This window comes from Bradyrhizobium sp. USDA3516 (assembly GCF_057651995.1).
This window is the reverse complement of the sequence record NZ_JBYGYN010000007.1, coordinates 272,017-288,038: the sequence shown is the minus strand read 5'-3', so window position 1 is coordinate 288,038 and position 16,022 is coordinate 272,017. Positions and strand designations below refer to the sequence as shown.

Sequence of the window (16,022 nt, the reverse complement as noted above, 5' to 3'; positions counted from 1 at the left end):
GTCTGATTAGCTAGGGCGGGAGACGGCCAAGGACAAGCCGCATTTTGGGTCAGATGATCGGCGGGCCGGATTGCCATTGCTTCACGGCCTCGATCGGATGGATCAGCATCAGGATGTTGAGCGTCAGATTGTCGCGAATGTGGAGCGCCAGCACGATCTCGAAGGCGATGCCGAGCAGCACGGTCGCGGTGACGGGCAGCGCGCGTGCGGCCAGGAACCCCAAGATCATGGCCAGATTGTCCGAGACCGAATTGAGGATGCTGTCGCCGTAATAATCCAGCGAGATCGTGCCGGCGCGGTAGCGCTCAATGATGAAGGGCGAGTTCTCGACGATCTCCCAGGCGCCTTCGATCAGCATCGCGACGATCAACCGTGCGGGCCAGGAGAGAGGCAGGAAGGGTAACCGCGCGAACAGCAGCCAGGTCAGGCCGTAGAACAGGAAGCCGTGCAGCACGTGCGAGAACGTGTACCAGTCGGCGATCTGCTGGGAATTCTCCGAGCTGTTCACCACGCCGTGCCACAGCTTGATGGTGCCGCAGGCGCAGATCGGTACCCGCCCCATCGCAAGCAGGATCGCGGCCTGCAGCGCCAGCAGCAGCAGCGCGATGCCGACCCAGGCGAGCGGCGGGAATGCGGTCTTGGCGGCGGGAGTTGCGGCGAGCGTCATGGGTCTCGGATCATCAGGAGTGCGGGACCATCGGGCGTGACGATCTCGCGCTGCGGCACGAATCCAGCTTTCTCATAGGCACGAATCGCGCGCGCATTGGAAGGACTCGGGTCTATCACGATGCGCGGCACACCGCGCGCGAAGAGCTGGTCGATGAAGGCGCGGATGAAAGCGGAGCCGTGGCCGCATCCGAGCATGTCAGCCTCGCCGATGAACTGATCGAGACCGCGAGTGCCCACGGGCTGCGGGCCGAAGCTGACATGCCAATCGCCGAGCCGGTAGCACTGCAGGTAGGCCAAGGGCCGATCGTCGTGGTCAACGATGAACTGCGCCAGGTCAGGGTGATCGAGGTCGCCGCCGACGAATTCAAGCGTCTCCGGATCATGCCACCATTCGGCGACATGCGGTGCGGCGAGCCAGCGCCGGATCAGCGGCATGTCGGCCGGACTCATCGGGCGGAAGGTGTAGGCGGGCGCCATCACCTACCCCGTGGCCAGGCTCTCGATCGTCACATTCCGGTTGGTGTAGACGCAGATATCCGCGGCGATGTCCAGCGAGCGGCGGACGATGGTCTCGGCGTCCTTGTCGGTGTCGAGCAGGGCCCGGGCCGCCGCCAGCGCGTAATTGCCGCCGGAGCCGATCGCCATCACGCCGGCCTCGGGTTCGAGCACGTCGCCGGTGCCTGTCAGCACCAGGGAGACGTCCTTGTCGGCCACGATCATCATGGCCTCCAGCCGCCGCAGATAGCGGTCGGTGCGCCAGTCCTTGGCGAGCTCCACCGCCGCGCGGGTCAGCTGTCCCGGATATTGCTCGAGCTTGGATTCGAGCCGCTCGAACAGCGTGAAGGCGTCAGCCGTGGCGCCGGCGAAGCCGCCGATCACGTCGCCCTTGCCGAGCTTGCGGACCTTCTTGGCATTGGACTTGATGACGGTCTGGCCGATCGAGACCTGGCCGTCGCCGCCGACCACCACCTTGCCGGCCTTGCGGACGGTCAGAATGGTGGTGCCGTGCCAGCGTGGGAAGCTGTTCTGGGAGTCCTGCATGAATGATCCTCGTTGTCCGGCCTGATTTAGGCGGTCGGGACCAAGGGGACAACCTGCGCACAACGGGCCGTTCCGGGCCGAATTCGCTCACCATAGGCAGAAGTAGAGGCCCGGCCAGCCGTTCCCGCAGTAGCGAAGGTGTCATTTGGCTGTTAAGAGACTGGCGTTTTCGGGCCCCGAGCATGATCCGGAAAAGCGGGCACCGGTTTTCCAAGATCATGCTCAAAAAGAAGCGAAAGCCAGCTTTCAATGCGCACCGCGACGATCAAGCGCAAGACCAAGGAAACCGACATCGAGGTCTCCGTGAACCTCGATGGATCAGGCGCGGCCAATATCGCGACCGGCATCGGCTTTTTCGACCATATGCTCGATCTCCTCGCCCGCCATTCCCGCATCGACCTCACGGTCAAGGCGGTGGGCGACCTGCACATTGATTATCACCATACCACCGAAGACACCGGCATCGCGCTTGGCCAGGCGGTCAAGCAGGCGCTCGGCAACATGGCGGGCATCACCCGCTATGCCGGCGTGCACATGCCCATGGACGAGACGCTGACGCGCGTGGTGATCGACATCTCGGGCCGCCCGTTCCTGGTGTTCAAGGCCGACTTCCCCCGGCACAAGATCGGCGAGTTCGACACCGAGCTGGTGCGCGAGTGGTTCCAGGCTTTCGCCATCAACGCCGGCGTGACTCTCCACGTCGAGACCCTATATGGCGATAACAGCCATCATATCGCCGAGTCCTGCTTCAAGGGTCTGGCGCGGGCGCTGCGCATGGCCGTGGCGATCGATCCGAAGGCGGCGGGCGAGATCCCGTCCACCAAGGGCTCGCTCGGCGGCTGACATCTTCCGGCTTGCGGCGGACGCTGCTGGCGGCATCACTGAATTTTTAAGAACGGGGCATCACCATGCCTGTCTACACAGTCCACGCTCCCTCACCCGCCGGAGCCGACCCGCGCGCGACCGACAAGTTCGTGTTCGTGCGCGACGGCTTCCATTTCTGGGCGATGATCTTCGGTCCGTTCTGGCTGTTGTGGAATCGGCTGTGGCTGGCGCTGATCGGCTATCTGATCGTCCTGGTTGCGTTCAACGTGGGGCTGTCGAGCCTCGGCGTCGGGCGCTCCTCGATCTTCTTCGCCGATTGCATCGTCGCGCTGCTGATGGGCTTTGAAGCCTCGAGCCTGCGCCGCTGGACCTTGTCGCGCGGCAAATGGCGCCAGCTCGACATCGTGGTCGCCGACGACAGCGATACCGCGGAGCGCCGCTTCTTCGAGCGCTGGAGCCAGAAGCAGAACGGTGCGGTCAATGATCAATGGGCCGTCGATCGCGGCGGCCCGCCGCCGACCCGGAATGTGCCGGGTCAGCCATTCTCGAACCCGCCGCCGCTTCCGGCCGGCGGCATCATTGGATTGTTTCCAGAACCGGGAGGGTCAAGATGAGCGTCGCCATCATCGATTACGGTTCCGGCAATCTGCATTCCGCCGCGAAAGCTTTCGAGCGCGCCGCGCGCAGCCTGGACAGCCCGCAAAAGGTCTTTGTTACCAGTGATCCGGATCAGGCTTACGAGGCTGACCGCCTGGTGCTCCCGGGCGTCGGTGCCTTCGCCGATTGCCGGCGCGGGCTGGACGCCGTCAACGGCATGGTCGAGGCCATCACCGAAGCGGTGCGCGTCAAGGCGCGGCCGTTCTTCGGCATCTGCGTCGGCATGCAGCTGATGGCGAGCCGCGGCAAGGAACACGTCATCACCGAAGGCCTGAACTGGATCGGCGGCGACGTCGAGAAGATCACGCCGCGCGATGAAAGCCTGAAGATCCCGCACATGGGCTGGAATACGCTGGAGGTGCTCAGGGAGCATCCGGTGCTGGACAAGCTGCCGCTCGGGCCGAAGGGCCAGCACGCCTATTTCGTGCACTCCTATCACCTCAACCCCGCCAGCGAGGCGGACGTGCTCGCGCGCGCCGATTACGGCGGGCCCCTCACCGCGATCGTCGCGAAGGACACCGCCATCGGCACGCAGTTTCACCCCGAGAAGAGCCAGCGTTTTGGTTTGGCCCTGATCTCGAACTTCTTGCGATGGAAACCGTGATTCTCTTTCCCGCGATCGACCTCAAGAACGGCCAGTGCGTGCGCCTCGAGCAAGGCGACATGGCGCGCGCGACCGTGTTCAACCTCAATCCGGCGGCGCAGGCGCAGAGCTTTGTCGCGCAAGGTTTTGAGTATCTCCACGTCGTCGACCTCGACGGTGCCTTTGCCGGCAAGCCGGTGAATGCCGAGGCTGTCGAGGCGATGCTGAAGACGATCAAGATTCCGGTGCAGCTCGGCGGCGGCATTCGCGATCTCGCGACCGTCGAAGCCTGGCTCGACAAGGGCATCACGCGCGTCATCATCGGCACCGCTGCAGTGCGCGACCCGGAGCTGGTGAAATCCGCCGCGAGAAAATTCCCCGGCCGCGTGGCCGTGGGCCTCGATGCGCGCGACGGCAAGGTCGCGGTCGAAGGCTGGGCGGAGACCTCGCAGGTCACGGTGCTCGAGATCGCCAAGCGATTCGAGGATGCCGGCGTCGCCGCCATCATCTTCACCGATATCGCGCGCGATGGGCTGCTCAAAGGCTTGAATCTCGATGCGACCATCGCGCTCGCCGACGCCATCTCGATCCCCGTGATCGCCTCCGGCGGCCTCGCCTCGATCGAGGACGTGAAAGCCATGCTGATGCCGCGCGCCAACAAGCTCGCCGGCGCGATCGCCGGCCGTGCGCTCTATGACGGCCGGCTCGATCCCGCCGCCGCCCTCACCTTGATCCGCGACGCGCGCAGGAGCTGACCCATGTTCAAGGTGCGCGTGATCCCCTGCCTCGACGTCAAGGACGGCCGCGTCGTCAAGGGCGTCAACTTCGTCGATCTCAGGGATGCCGGCGATCCCGTCGAGGCCGCGATCGCCTATGACGCCGCCGGTGCCGACGAGCTCACCTTCCTCGACATCACCGCGACCCACGAGAACCGCGGCATCATGCTGGACGTGGTCCGGCGCACGGCGGAAGCCTGCTTCATGCCCGTCACCGTCGGCGGCGGCGTGCGCGAGGTCAACGACATCAAGACGCTGCTGCGCGCCGGCGCCGACAAGGTCTCGATCAACAGCGCCGCGGTATCCCGCCGCGAATTCGTCAAGGAAGCTGCCGAAAAATTCGGCGAGCAGTGCGTGGTGGTCGCGATCGACGCCAAGCGCGTCAAGCGTTCGGGCGGCGACCGCTGGGAGATCTTCACCCATGGCGGGCGCAACTCGACCGGCATCGACGCGATCGAATACGCCCAGGAGGTGGTTTCACTCGGCGCCGGGGAGATCCTGCTCACCTCGATGGACCGCGACGGCACGCGGCAGGGGTTCGACATTCCGCTGACCCGCGCGATCGCCGACAGCGTTCCCGTTCCCGTGATCGCCTCGGGCGGCGTCGGCAATCTCGACCATCTCGTCGACGGTATCCGCGACGGGCACGCCACCGCGGTGCTGGCGGCCTCGATCTTCCATTTCGGGGAATTCACCATTCGCGAGGCCAAGGAGCACATGGCGCGGCGTGGGCTGCCGATGCGCCTGGATGCCTGACGACTCCGGTCCGTAACGATGCTACATTGGCGGATGGGGATGGCCGCCGCGGCCAAATCTGTTGCCAAGCGTGCTTTCAAGCGTGTTTCCGAGTGAGTCCGATGCCGCGTTTCACGATCCATGATCTGGCCGACACCATCGACGCCCGCGCAGCGTCCGGCGGCGAAGCATCCTATACCCGCAAGCTGCTCGACAAAGGCCCCGAGCATTGCGCCAAGAAGTTCGGCGAGGAAGCAGTCGAAACCGTAATCGCTGCAGTCGAAAACGATCGCGCGCATCTGATCGCTGAAAGTGCCGACCTGCTCTATCATTTCCTTGTGCTGCTGAAGGCACGCGGCATAAAGCTGGAAGAGGTCGAGGCCGCGCTGGACAAGCGGACCTCGATGTCGGGGCTGGAAGAGAAGGCGTCGCGCAAGGGCGGCAGCTAGCCGAGGTGGAGAGGTCGCGTCATGGATATCCGCGCACCGGAGCAGCAGTATAATCCGTACCGCGTCTACACGCGCGAGCAGTGGGCGCGGCTGCGCGACGATACGCCGATGACGCTGGAGCCGGGCGAGTTCGACCGGCTGCGCTCGCTGCATGATCGCCTCGACCTACAGGAGGTCGAGGACATCTATCTGCCGCTCTCGCGCCTGTTGTCGATCTACGTCGATGCGATGCAGCGGCTGTATTACGCCGAGCGCCAGTTCCTCAACATCAGGGACCGCAAGGTGCCCTACATCATCGGCGTCGCCGGCTCCGTTGCGGTCGGCAAGTCCACCACCGCCCGCGTGCTCCAGGCGCTGCTGGCGCGCTGGTCGCCGCGACCGAAGGTCGAGCTGATCACCACTGACGGATTTCTCTACCCCAACGCGGTGCTCGAGCGGCACGGCATGATGCAGAAGAAGGGATTTCCGGAGAGTTACGACCTGCCGCTGCTGCTCAGCTTCCTCTCCGACATCAAGGCCGGCCGCCGCCACGTGCGCGCGCCGGTCTATTCGCATCTGACCTACGACATCGTGCCGAATCAATGGGCCGAGATCGACCAGCCCGACATCCTGATTGTCGAAGGCGTCAACGTCCTGCAAACCGGCAAGCTGCCCCGTGACGGCAAGGCGGTGCCGGTGGTTTCCGACTTCTTCGATTTCTCGGTCTATATCGACGCCGACGAGGCAGCGCTGCGGCAATGGTACATCAAGCGCTTCCTGGCGCTGCGCGACACCGCATTTACCAATCCAAAATCATACTTCAACCGCTATGCGCTGCTGTCGGACGAGGAAGCGACCGCGACAGCGATCGCGATCTGGGAGCGTACCAACCTCGCCAATCTCGAGGACAACATCCTGCCGACCCGGCCCCGTGCGACGTTGATCCTCAAGAAGGGCGCCGACCACACGGTGGAGAGCGTGGCGCTCAGGCGGCTGTAGCCAAGCCGGAACAGCCCAGCCGGTTGCAATTTTCCCGCTGAGTATCTTTTGATGCAGAGCGGCAAAGGGTATTGGGTTATGGCCTTCGAAAACGTGAGGGGCCATGGTTGATCGTCTCAGAAGCGCTGCAGAGCATCTGGAAGCGCCGACATGTCCGGACTGCCACGTCGAGATGAGATGGTATCGCTCCGAATTGCTCGCGGACGAGCCGGTCCCGATCATCGCGCATCTCTTCGTTTGCCCGCATTGCAAGCGCGCAGCTCAGACCGACACGGTCTTCAAGGGCACTCAGGGGCCGCCCGATCGACTTGCGGCCCCCGATTTCTCACTCATGCGGCACGCAGTCGGTTCGCCAGAAGCGGTCGGGTGGGCTCGTTCGGTCGTTCCCGCACAGCCTTAGTCGAGCGTGCGGACCCATCAGCGTAAATATATCTAAGTGCCGGGAACTTTGTTGCTGCCTATTCGTTGAGCAACCCCGCCCGTTGCTCGCGTCTCGAGGACCCGCATGAGTCAAACGCCGCTCGACGAGCTCGAGGACGGACGCCGCCTCGAGCTGTTGGTCAACGCGATCGTCGACTATGCGATCTTCATGCTCGATACCGATGGGATCGTACGGACCTGGAATGTGGGGGCCGAGCGTCTCAAGGGTTATTCCGCAGGCGAAATCGTCGGCAAGTCGTTCTCGGCGTTCTACACGCCCGAGGATCGCACCGCGGGCCTGCCCGACAGGGCGCTGACGACAGCGCGTGAGACAGGGCGCTTCCATTCCGAGGGCTGGCGGGTGCGCAAGGACGGCAGCCGGTTCTGGGCCCTCGTCGTCCTCGACGCGATTAGGGACGAGCAGGGCCGCCTGATCGGCTTTGCCAAGGTGACGCGGGATATCACCGAGCGGCAGCAGGCGCACGCCGAGCTGCTCGAGAGTGAGCGACGCTACCGTCGTTTGATCGAGGCCGTGATCGACTATGCCATTTTCCAGCTCGACCCGCAGGGCAACGTCGCGACCTGGAATCCAGGGGCTCAGCGCATCAAAGGCTATGCTCCGGATGAGATCATCGGGCAGCATTTCAGCCGGTTCTACACGCCGGAAGATATCGCAAGCGGAGTCCCCAAGCGCGCGTTGGCAGAGGCTCGCGAGCACGGCCGCTTCGAGGCCGAAGGCTGGCGGTTACGAAGGGATGGAACGCGCTTCTGGGCGTCCGTCATCATCGATCGAATCGTCGGCGAGACAGGCGAGGTCATCGGTTTCGCCAAGGTCACGCGCGATCTCACCGAACGCAAGCGCGCACAGGACGAGCTCAAGCAGGTTCAGGAGCAACTGCTCGCCTCGCAGAAGCTCGAGGCCGTCGGACAGCTCAGCGGCGGCATCGCGCACGATTTCAACAACCTGCTCATGATCGTGCTGGGCAACATCGAGACTGCGGAGCGCAATGCCCGCCAATTGGCCGGCAGCGGCAATCTCCAGCGCGCTCTCGGCCACGCCAAGCGTGGTGCCCAGAGAGCTGCGGCGCTGACCAGCCGTTTGCTTGCCTTCTCGCGCCGCCAGGCGCTCGATCCGAAGCCGATCAACGTCAACAACTTCCTGAACGGCGTGCAGGATTTCCTGCAGCGTACGCTCGGCGAACGGATCGAAGTCGAGACTGTCGGCAGCGCGGGCCTGTGGCAGATCGAAGCCGACGCAAACCATCTGGAGTCGGCGATCATCAATCTCGCCATTAACGCGCGCGACGCCATGCCAGACGGCGGCAAGCTCACCGTCGAGGCCGTGAATGTCTCGGCCGATGATGACTACAGCCGCATCAATCCCGAGCTGTCGCCAGGTCAGTACGTCGTAATTTGTGTGACCGACACCGGAAGCGGAATGTCGAGCGAGGTGCTCGATCATGCCTTCGAGCCTTTTTTCACGACGAAAGAGCCGGGGCACGGCACGGGGCTCGGTCTCAGCCAGGTCTATGGCTTCGTCAAGCAATCCGGCGGGCACGTGAAGATCTACAGCGAGGTCGGCCACGGCACGAGCATCAAGATGTACTTCCCTCGTTATCTCGGCACGAGCCGGGCGCCTGCCAACGAGCCGGAAGACGTGTTGCCCGAAGGCGAGAAGATTGAGACCCTTCTCGTTGTCGAGGATGATGCCGACCTCAGGGCCTATGTGTGCGATGTCCTGCGCGACCTCAATTATCGCGTCCTCTCCGCGCCGAGCGCTCAAGGCGCTCTGACGATTCTGCTCCAGGAGGAGCCGAGAGTGGATCTGCTTCTAACCGATGTCGTCATGCCCGGAATCAACGGTCGCGAGCTCGGCAGACGAGCGCAGCAGATTCGGCCGGGACTCAAGACTCTTTACATGACCGGGTATTCCAGGAACGCCGTCGTCCACCAGGGCCGCCTGGATGAAGGGGTCGATGTTCTCGAGAAGCCCGTCTCGCAAGCGAAGCTGGCGCTGCGTGTGCGCGAGATCCTAGACCGGCCGGCCAAGGAATGAAGGTCACTTTCGGACGTCATCTCGCGCTTTTCCGACGACGAAGATGTGCCAAGTCGTCAGAAACATCGTAGCAACGAGCGGGCCGATGACGAAGCCGTTCGCCCCGAACGACGCAAGGCCCCCGAGCGTGGCGAGCAGCACGACATAGCTCGGCATCTGGATCGACTGGCCGACCAGGATCGGGCGGAGAAAATTGTCCGCAAGGCCGATCACGAAGGTGCCGAAAGCGAGCAGGATGAGGCCCTTCGTGACCGAACCTGCAACAAGCAGGTAAAGCGCAACCGGAACCCAGACCAGCGCGGAGCCGAGCACCGGCAGCAGTGAGACCATCGCCATGAGCGCGCCCGCCAGCAGCGGTGCCGTCAGGCCGAGCAGCCAGAAGATGAGCCCGCCGAGCGCCCCCTGAATCAGGGCGACGAGAACGATCCCCTTGATCGTTCCACGAACCGCCAGGATGAAGACATCGAGAATCTGGGCGGTATGGCTCGGGCTCAGCGGGAGCGCCTCGCGAATGCGGGCATTGAGCTCGTCACCGTCGCGCAGCAGGAAGAACAGCAGGTACAACATCACCAGCAGGCTTGCCACGAACTCCAGCGTCACCTGACCGATGTTGATCGCGTGCCCCGCCAGCTGCTGTCCGGCAGGGACGACCAGACCCGACAGGCGTTCCCTCAGGGCCGAGAGATCGATGCCGGCCAGACGGTCCCCGAGCGACGCAGCCCAGGCGGGCAACGCGGATTTCAGCTGCTGCAGGGGATCAGCGAGGCTGATTTCCCCGCTCTGAATGCGCTGGTACAGCTCCCCACCCTGGTCGATCAGCGAAGCGATGATGATCGCCACGGGGATCAGGACCATGACGATCACGACGACGACGGTGACGAGTGCGGCAAGATTGTGCTTTTCCGGCACGGATTTCAACACCCGCCGATAGAACGGGGCGAAGATGATGGCCAGCAGCGTGGCCCACAACACGGCACCGGAGAACGGCCAGAGCACCCAGGCGAACGCAACGGAGATCGCGCCGAGCAGGATGAGGAATGAACGGTTCTCCGATGTTCTCACGTGTTCGCCAGCTCTTCGCTCGTTCGCCAGATGATGTCCGTAGCACAACATCGTGGCGGAGCGGCAGGTCCTCACTTGCCTGCTTTCGCGATCCAATCCGCAAGTGTAATGCGCCCTGCGAAGGTGGCGGGGCCGGAGCTGCCGGCCTTGTAGACGAAGGCCTCGCCTTCCCCGACGTTTCCGGCCTCCTTGCCGAAGGCATCGGCGATGTTGGTCTTGTGGGTCACCAGGACCGTGTTGGTGCCGGCCTGCGGCGGCGCATCGACGAGCTGGCGCACGGCCTGCCCGGCCTTGGTATTGGCGCCGGTCGGGTTTGCCATTCCCGATGCGCTGGCGTTGCTGCTGTCGGTCAGGGCATCGACCGGCTTGACCTCGCGGCCGGAGATCAGCTTGCCGGCCTCGACCGCGCGGTTCAGGCGGCTGGTGTAGACGTCGCCGATGGGGACCGCGAGGTCCTTGATCGCCGTCCCGATCTGGCGCGCCATGTCCCTGCCCTTCTCGCTGAGCTGACGCTGGGCGCTCATGTCGTCGAACTTGAAGGGGTAGACATCCTTCTGGCTGTCGTCGGTCGCGGTGTGTCGGAAGATCAGGACGTAGCCGCCCTGCTTGAGGGACGAGATGAGGTCCGGTGTGTCGGCGGCTGCGTGGCGGGAGATTCCAGCGAGGAGAACAATCAGGGCGAGGCGGCAAAGCACGTTCATGCGCAAAATCCTTTGGTTGCAAAAGCCCCCTTTGGGATCGTGACGCGCAACGCGCTCGATTTCAATTGCGATCGCCGGACGAGATCAGGTTCCCGTGAGATCTGGAACCGTCAGGTACCGGGACGCGGCGAGGCCCGCCAGCGCCTCCTCGAGCTTTTCGCGGTCGAGCGGCTTGATCAGAAATCCGTTCATGCCCGCCTCGAAGCAGGCATAACGATCCTCCACCAGCGTGTTGGCGGTGAGCGCCAGGATCGGCGTGCGGGAACCGCCCAGCGCGGCCTCGTGCGCGCGGATGCGCTTTGTCGCCTCGATGCCGTCGAGCTGCGGCATCTGGATGTCCATCAGCACGAGATCGTAGGGCGTGCCGGCCGATGAGGCGGCGAGCCAGGATTCCAGCGCGGCCTCGCCATGGACGGCGATGACGACGCGGTGGCCGAGCTTGGTCAGCAGCGAGCGCATCAGGAGGGCGTTGATCTCGTTGTCCTCGGCGACGAGGATCGACAGGCCTTTCGCCCGCGCGGGGCCGGCGGAGGCCGGCGGCGGCTCCGGCGCGAGATCGGGCGAAGCGACCTCCGGCGTCAAGGCGAGGCGTGCGGCAAGCGAGGCCGCGCGCAGCGGCTTCACCAGAAAGCCGGTGAAGGCCGGCGACAGCTTCTCGTGCCGCGAGCTCGACGTCAGCAGTACGAGGCGCTGCAAGGCATGCGTGCGGGCGGCCTCACCGAGATGATCGGCCGCGGCAGGACCGATCGCGCGATCGATCAGCACGGCGTGCCAGGAGCGTTCGGGCAGCAATGCTTCGGCGACTGCCGCATCCGCAACCAGGCAGGTCTGGCCGCCCCAACGTTCGAGGCGCCGCGCGATGAGCGAGGCTTCGATGCCGTCGGCGACGAGGAGCATCGACTTGCCGGTGAGGTCGGGGCTGGGAAATGCGGTTTGTCCGGCGCCGCCTTGCGACGGCGGAAGCGGCACCGCGACCTCGAAGGTCGAGCCCTTGCCCGGCTCGCTCGTCAGCGCGATCCGGCCGCCCATGCGCTTGACGATGCGCTCGCTGATGGAAAGGCCGAGCCCGGTGCCGCCATAGGTGCGGGCGACGCGCTCGTCGGCCTGCTCGAATTCGCGGAAGATGCGCTGCTGGGCTTCGGCTGCGATGCCGATGCCGGTGTCGCGAACCAGGAAGCTGATCTCGTTCGGCCAGATGCCAGGCTCGACGATGAGCGCCACGCCGCCGTGGCTCGTGAACTTGATGGCGTTGCCGGCGAGGTTGAGCAGCACCTGGCGTAGCCGCGCGGCGTCGCCGACCACTTCGAGCGGCAGGCGCTCGTCGATATAGGCGGCGATCTCGAGCGTCTTCGCCTGCGCGCGCGGCGCGAGCAGTTCGGTGATCTCCTCGACCAGGGTCGAGAGTGCGAAGGGACGCTGATCGAGGTCGAGCTTGCCGGCCTCGATCTTGGAATAGTCGAGCAGCTCCTCGATCAGTGCCATCAAGGCTTCGCCCGAGGTCTTCACCGCCCTGGCATAGGTCGCCTGCTCCGGCGTCAGATCGGTGTCGAGCAACAGGCCGCCCATGCCGATGATGCCGTTCAAGGGCGTGCGGATCTCGTGCGAGGCCATCGCCAGGAAGCGCGACTTGGCGCGGTTGGCGGCGTCGGCCTGGTCGCGCGCGTCCGACAATGCACGCTCGGTCTCGGTGCGGTCGGTGACGTCGCGTCCGACGCTCTGCAACTCGGCGGGCTGGCCGGCATCGAGGCGGACATAGCCCTCGCGCCAGGCGATCCAGCGCGCGCCGAGCGGGGTTGCGATCCTCTGGTCGTGAATGCGCGTGCCGCTGCTCTCGCGGGCACTGTCGCCCTGCTCCAGCACGTCGAAATCGAAGCGCGTGCCGACCAGCGCGCTGCGCGCCTGTCCTGCGAGCGCGCAATAGGCCTCGTTGGCAAAGGTGATGCGGCCGCTCGTGTCGCGCAGCACGATGAGGTCGCCCTGCTGCTCGAACAGGCTGCGGGCGCGCTCTTCCGCTTCCTTCAGCTCCCAATTGCGGTCGATCAACGCCTCATTGTGGGCGGCGAGCGTCCGCAGCCGCTTGTTGACGAAGCGCAGGCGCATGCTCAGCGTCGCAAGTCCGAGGCAGGCGAGCGCGAACAGGAAGCTGGCGCCGATCGCAAAGGCGTGGGGATCGTAGCCGGAATTGTCGGAACGGCTGCCGGAGACAAAGCCATAGGCGCCGCCGAACGTCGCCGAGAAGATCATGAAGGAGCGGATCGCGAAGGCGAGCCTCGGATGCCGCCGCCTGAAGCGGCGCATGCGCACCTTGATCCGGAACGTCCCACCCATCGCAACCGACCCTTGGCAACCGGCCCTTGCCTGTAACCCCCGCCGCCGCGTGCGACGATGGCCCGCCGACCTTGCGAACAGCTTGCAGCGGTAGCGCCGCCTCCGAACAGGGTTGACGAGATGTTAACGGGTCAGAGCGAGGCCGCCTGGAAGCGGCCATGGCCGCCGCGGGCGCCAACGATCAGCGCCGCCGCCTCGCGCGGCGAGAACGTCTTCGAGCGCACATAGATGCGGTAATCCGCCGGTCCGTCGCTGGAGAGATAGATCACCTGGCCGCCGTCGACCGGCTGCGCGGCGATCGAGACGAGACGCGTCGAGGGGCTCGCCTGGCAGGTATCAGGCTCGGAGCCGAGGCCGTCGTCGACCACAGCGAAATCCGCAGTGTCGGCATCCTCGGTGATCTGGACCCGCACCGTCGCCCGCGCGGGATCGTCGGTGAAGGCGGCATGCACGCCGGCGGTCCAGAACAGCGAGGTGAGCTCGACCGATGTGTCGCCCAGCGCGATGCAGGGATGCGACACCGAACCGATCTCGGCGCGGGCGAACACTGCAGCCGCGAGCAGGGGAACAGCTGAGGCCAGGACCTTGAAACGCAACATGACGCTTGACTCGCTAGGCCCCGGGGAACTCACAACCGAAACGCGTCGGGCCTTATGGTTTGCAGAGCGTAAAGGAAAGTCGTTACCGCCGGGTTGATGCGCGAGGCGCTTACGCCAATTGGCGCACATCCTCCGCGAGTGCGCGGTAAGACAGGGCTTCGGCGAGGTGCAGCCGGCCGATCTTGTCGGCATGGTCGAGGTCGGCCAGCGTGCGCGCCACCCGCAGCACGCGGTGATAGCCGCGCGCCGACAGGCGCATGGTCTCGGCGGCGTCGCGCAGGAGCTTCTGACCCTGCGCATCCGGCTTTGCGATCTCCTCCAGCACGGAGGCGGGCGCTTCGGCATTGGTGCGGACATGGGGCAGGCCTGCATCCGCATAGCGCGCCAGCTGGATGTCGCGCGCCGCCGCGACGCGGGCGGCGACCTCGGCCGATCCTTCCGACGGCGGCGGCAGGATCAGGTCGGCGGCGGTCACCGCCGGCACCTCGATGCGCAGATCGATGCGGTCCATCAGAGGACCAGAGATGCGCGCCTGATAATCGCCGGTGCAGCGGTCGATGCGGCCGCGCTTGCAGGCATAGCCGGGCTCGAACGCATTGCCGCAACGGCAGGGATTCATCGCCGCGACCAGCATGAAGCGGGCAGGGTAGGTGACGCGATGATTGGCGCGCGACACCGCGACCTCGCCGTTCTCCAGCGGCTGGCGCAGCGAATCCAGTACGCGCGGATCGAACTCCGGCAATTCGTCGAGGAACAGCACGCCCTGATGAGCCAGCGAGATCTCGCCGGGCTTGGCGCGCGCGCCGCCGCCGGTGAGCGCGGCCATGCTGGCGGAATGATGTGGCGAGCGGAACGGGCGCCGCGCCGTCAGCGCGCCGCCTTCGATCTCGCCGGCGACGGAGGCGATCATCGAGACCTCAAGCAGCTCGCTCGGCGACAGCGGCGGCAGGATCGAGGGCAGGCGCGCGGCCAGCATCGATTTGCCCGCGCCCGGCGCGCCGATCATCAGCAAATGATGCCCGCCGGCGGCCGCGATCTCCAGCGCGCGCTTGGCGCTTTCCTGGCCCTTGATGTCGCGCAGGTCGAGCGTCGAGGCGGCGGCCTCGTGCACCTTTGGCGTCGGCCGCGACAGCACCTGCGTGCCCTTGAAGTGGTTGGCGATCTGGATCAGCGAGTGTGCGGCAATGATCTGGATGTCCGGGCTCGCCCACGCCGCCTCGGATCCGCAGGACGCCGGGCAGATCAGCCCTTCCTCGCGCATATTGGCGCCGATCGCGGCGGGAAGGACGCCGGCCACGGGCGCGATCGAGCCGTCGAGGCCGAGCTCGCCGAGCACCGTGAAGCCGGTCAGCGCATCCGGCGGGATCGCACCGATCGCCGCCATCAGCCCGAGCGCGATCGGCAGATCGTAATGGCTGCCCTCCTTCGGGAGGTCGGCCGGGGCCAGATTGACGATGATCCGCCGTGCCGGCAGCGCCAGCCCCGAGGCGATCAGCGCCGAGCGCACCCGCTCGCGCGCCTCCGACACCGCCTTGTCCGGCAGGCCGACGATGGCAAAGGCCGGCAGGCCGGGCGCGACCTGCACCTGCACGTCGACCGCGCGGGCCTCGATTCCCTCAAAGGCGACGGTAGAAACCCGCTGAACCATGCCGAACCAGCCTGCCTATTGCTGCAATTAGGGGTAGCAGAGCGCGGCCGGCTTCGCAAGAACAATACGGGAACAATCCCCGGGCGCCGGTCCGAATCCTAACCGGACGTAAACGCGGCCCCGACACTACGCTTCGAATGCCACCTTCTCTCCTCAGCACATTCCAACGAATGTCCGCTACTCCTAGGGCTGCGGGATGGGCCGTGGTCTAACGGGTGAACAGTTCAAATGCTTGCAAATCGCCGGAGAAGCGAACGTCGGGTGTGCAGCCGCCTCGCCAAGATCCATTTTGGCGCGGGCTCGCTGCCGCGGGATTGCACGATCACGGACATTTCGGATGGCGGCGTGAAAGTGGTGGCGGAATTCCTGGAAGTGCCGCCGCAATTCACCATCATCTTCGCGCCCGATTATTCCCGCCAATGCCGCCTGCGCTGGCGCATCGGCTGCGAATTCGGCGCCGAGTTCGTCGACTGAACCTCAATACGCGCGCCCTCC

17 protein-coding genes are annotated in these 16,022 nt (G+C 65.3%); 9 read left to right on the top strand and 8 right to left on the bottom strand.

Annotation, left to right across the window (positions count from 1 at the left end; all coding sequences use genetic code 11):
* Positions 1-49: 49 nt before the first annotated feature.
* From AC24YW_RS23115 to hslV, 3 genes are read right to left on the bottom strand one after another with little or no spacing between them, the layout of a single operon-like run.
* Positions 50-667: a DUF2585 domain-containing protein gene (locus AC24YW_RS23115; protein WP_487484856.1), complete on the bottom strand. Its 618-nt coding sequence runs from the start codon at positions 665-667 to the stop codon at positions 50-52.
* A complete protein-coding gene (locus AC24YW_RS23110; protein ID WP_487484855.1) occupies positions 664-1,146 on the bottom strand; it encodes a GNAT family N-acetyltransferase in 483 nt (160 codons plus the stop codon). The genes AC24YW_RS23115 and AC24YW_RS23110 overlap by 4 nt, the downstream gene beginning before the upstream one ends.
* 3 nt (positions 1,147-1,149) lie before the next feature.
* On the bottom strand, positions 1,150-1,710 hold the full coding sequence (gene hslV, locus AC24YW_RS23105; RefSeq protein WP_487484854.1) for an ATP-dependent protease subunit HslV: 561 nt from the start codon (positions 1,708-1,710) through the stop codon (positions 1,150-1,152).
* A gap of 249 nt (positions 1,711-1,959) precedes the next feature.
* Here hslV and hisB point away from each other — a divergent pair, with 249 nt between their 5' ends.
* From hisB to AC24YW_RS23065, 8 genes are all read left to right on the top strand, one after another.
* Positions 1,960-2,553, top strand: a complete 594-nt coding sequence (gene hisB / locus AC24YW_RS23100; protein ID WP_487484853.1) for an imidazoleglycerol-phosphate dehydratase HisB — start codon at positions 1,960-1,962, stop codon at positions 2,551-2,553.
* Positions 2,554-2,618: 65 nt separating this feature from the next.
* Positions 2,619-3,149, top strand: a complete 531-nt coding sequence (locus AC24YW_RS23095; protein WP_487484852.1) for a DUF2628 domain-containing protein — start codon at positions 2,619-2,621, stop codon at positions 3,147-3,149.
* Entirely contained in the window at positions 3,146-3,796 is a 651-nt protein-coding gene (hisH, locus tag AC24YW_RS23090; protein WP_487484851.1) for an imidazole glycerol phosphate synthase subunit HisH, read from the top strand. Before AC24YW_RS23095 ends, hisH begins: the two co-directional genes overlap by 4 nt.
* Positions 3,784-4,530, top strand: coding sequence for a 1-(5-phosphoribosyl)-5-[(5-phosphoribosylamino)methylideneamino]imidazole-4-carboxamide isomerase (hisA, locus tag AC24YW_RS23085; RefSeq protein WP_487484850.1), 747 nt, complete (start codon positions 3,784-3,786; stop codon positions 4,528-4,530). The genes hisH and hisA overlap by 13 nt, the downstream gene beginning before the upstream one ends.
* Before the next feature lie 3 nt (positions 4,531-4,533).
* Complete coding sequence (hisF, locus tag AC24YW_RS23080) at positions 4,534-5,307, top strand: imidazole glycerol phosphate synthase subunit HisF (protein ID WP_487484849.1); 774 nt, start codon at positions 4,534-4,536, stop codon at positions 5,305-5,307.
* A gap of 101 nt (positions 5,308-5,408) precedes the next feature.
* Positions 5,409-5,735: a phosphoribosyl-ATP diphosphatase gene (locus AC24YW_RS23075; RefSeq protein ID WP_487484848.1), complete on the top strand. Its 327-nt coding sequence runs from the start codon at positions 5,409-5,411 to the stop codon at positions 5,733-5,735.
* 21 nt (positions 5,736-5,756) lie between these two features.
* A complete protein-coding gene (coaA, locus tag AC24YW_RS23070; RefSeq protein WP_028180741.1) occupies positions 5,757-6,713 on the top strand; it encodes a type I pantothenate kinase in 957 nt (318 codons plus the stop codon).
* A 505-nt stretch (positions 6,714-7,218) separates the two neighbouring features.
* Positions 7,219-9,189 (top strand): hybrid sensor histidine kinase/response regulator, encoded by a 1,971-nt coding sequence (locus AC24YW_RS23065; protein WP_487484847.1) that lies wholly within the window; start codon positions 7,219-7,221, stop codon positions 9,187-9,189.
* A 3-nt stretch (positions 9,190-9,192) separates the two neighbouring features.
* On the opposite strand, the gene AC24YW_RS23060 is transcribed toward AC24YW_RS23065, so the two are convergent.
* The 5 genes from AC24YW_RS23060 to AC24YW_RS23040 all read right to left on the bottom strand — a co-directional run bounded on the left by AC24YW_RS23060 (position 9,193) and on the right by AC24YW_RS23040 (position 15,527).
* Entirely contained in the window at positions 9,193-10,251 is a 1,059-nt protein-coding gene (locus AC24YW_RS23060) for an AI-2E family transporter (protein ID WP_487484846.1), read from the bottom strand.
* 71 nt (positions 10,252-10,322) lie between these two features.
* Complete coding sequence (locus AC24YW_RS23055) at positions 10,323-10,952, bottom strand: histidine phosphatase family protein (RefSeq protein ID WP_487484845.1); 630 nt, start codon at positions 10,950-10,952, stop codon at positions 10,323-10,325.
* Between the two features lie 84 nt (positions 10,953-11,036).
* On the bottom strand, positions 11,037-13,280 hold the full coding sequence (locus AC24YW_RS23050) for a PAS domain-containing hybrid sensor histidine kinase/response regulator (RefSeq protein ID WP_487484844.1): 2,244 nt from the start codon (positions 13,278-13,280) through the stop codon (positions 11,037-11,039).
* A 131-nt stretch (positions 13,281-13,411) separates the two neighbouring features.
* The gene (locus tag AC24YW_RS23045) at positions 13,412-13,879 is read right to left on the bottom strand and encodes a hypothetical protein (protein WP_487484843.1); all 468 of its coding nucleotides are present in this window, start codon (positions 13,877-13,879) and stop codon (positions 13,412-13,414) included.
* Between the two features lie 109 nt (positions 13,880-13,988).
* Entirely contained in the window at positions 13,989-15,527 is a 1,539-nt protein-coding gene (locus tag AC24YW_RS23040; protein WP_036003197.1) for a YifB family Mg chelatase-like AAA ATPase, read from the bottom strand.
* A gap of 228 nt (positions 15,528-15,755) precedes the next feature.
* On the opposite strand from AC24YW_RS23040, the gene AC24YW_RS23035 reads away from it, so the two are divergent.
* Positions 15,756-16,001 carry a PilZ domain-containing protein gene (locus AC24YW_RS23035; protein ID WP_018644993.1) on the top strand — a complete coding sequence of 82 codons (246 nt, stop codon included), beginning with the start codon at positions 15,756-15,758 and terminating at the stop codon, positions 15,999-16,001.
* Positions 16,002-16,022: the final 21 nt, after the last annotated feature.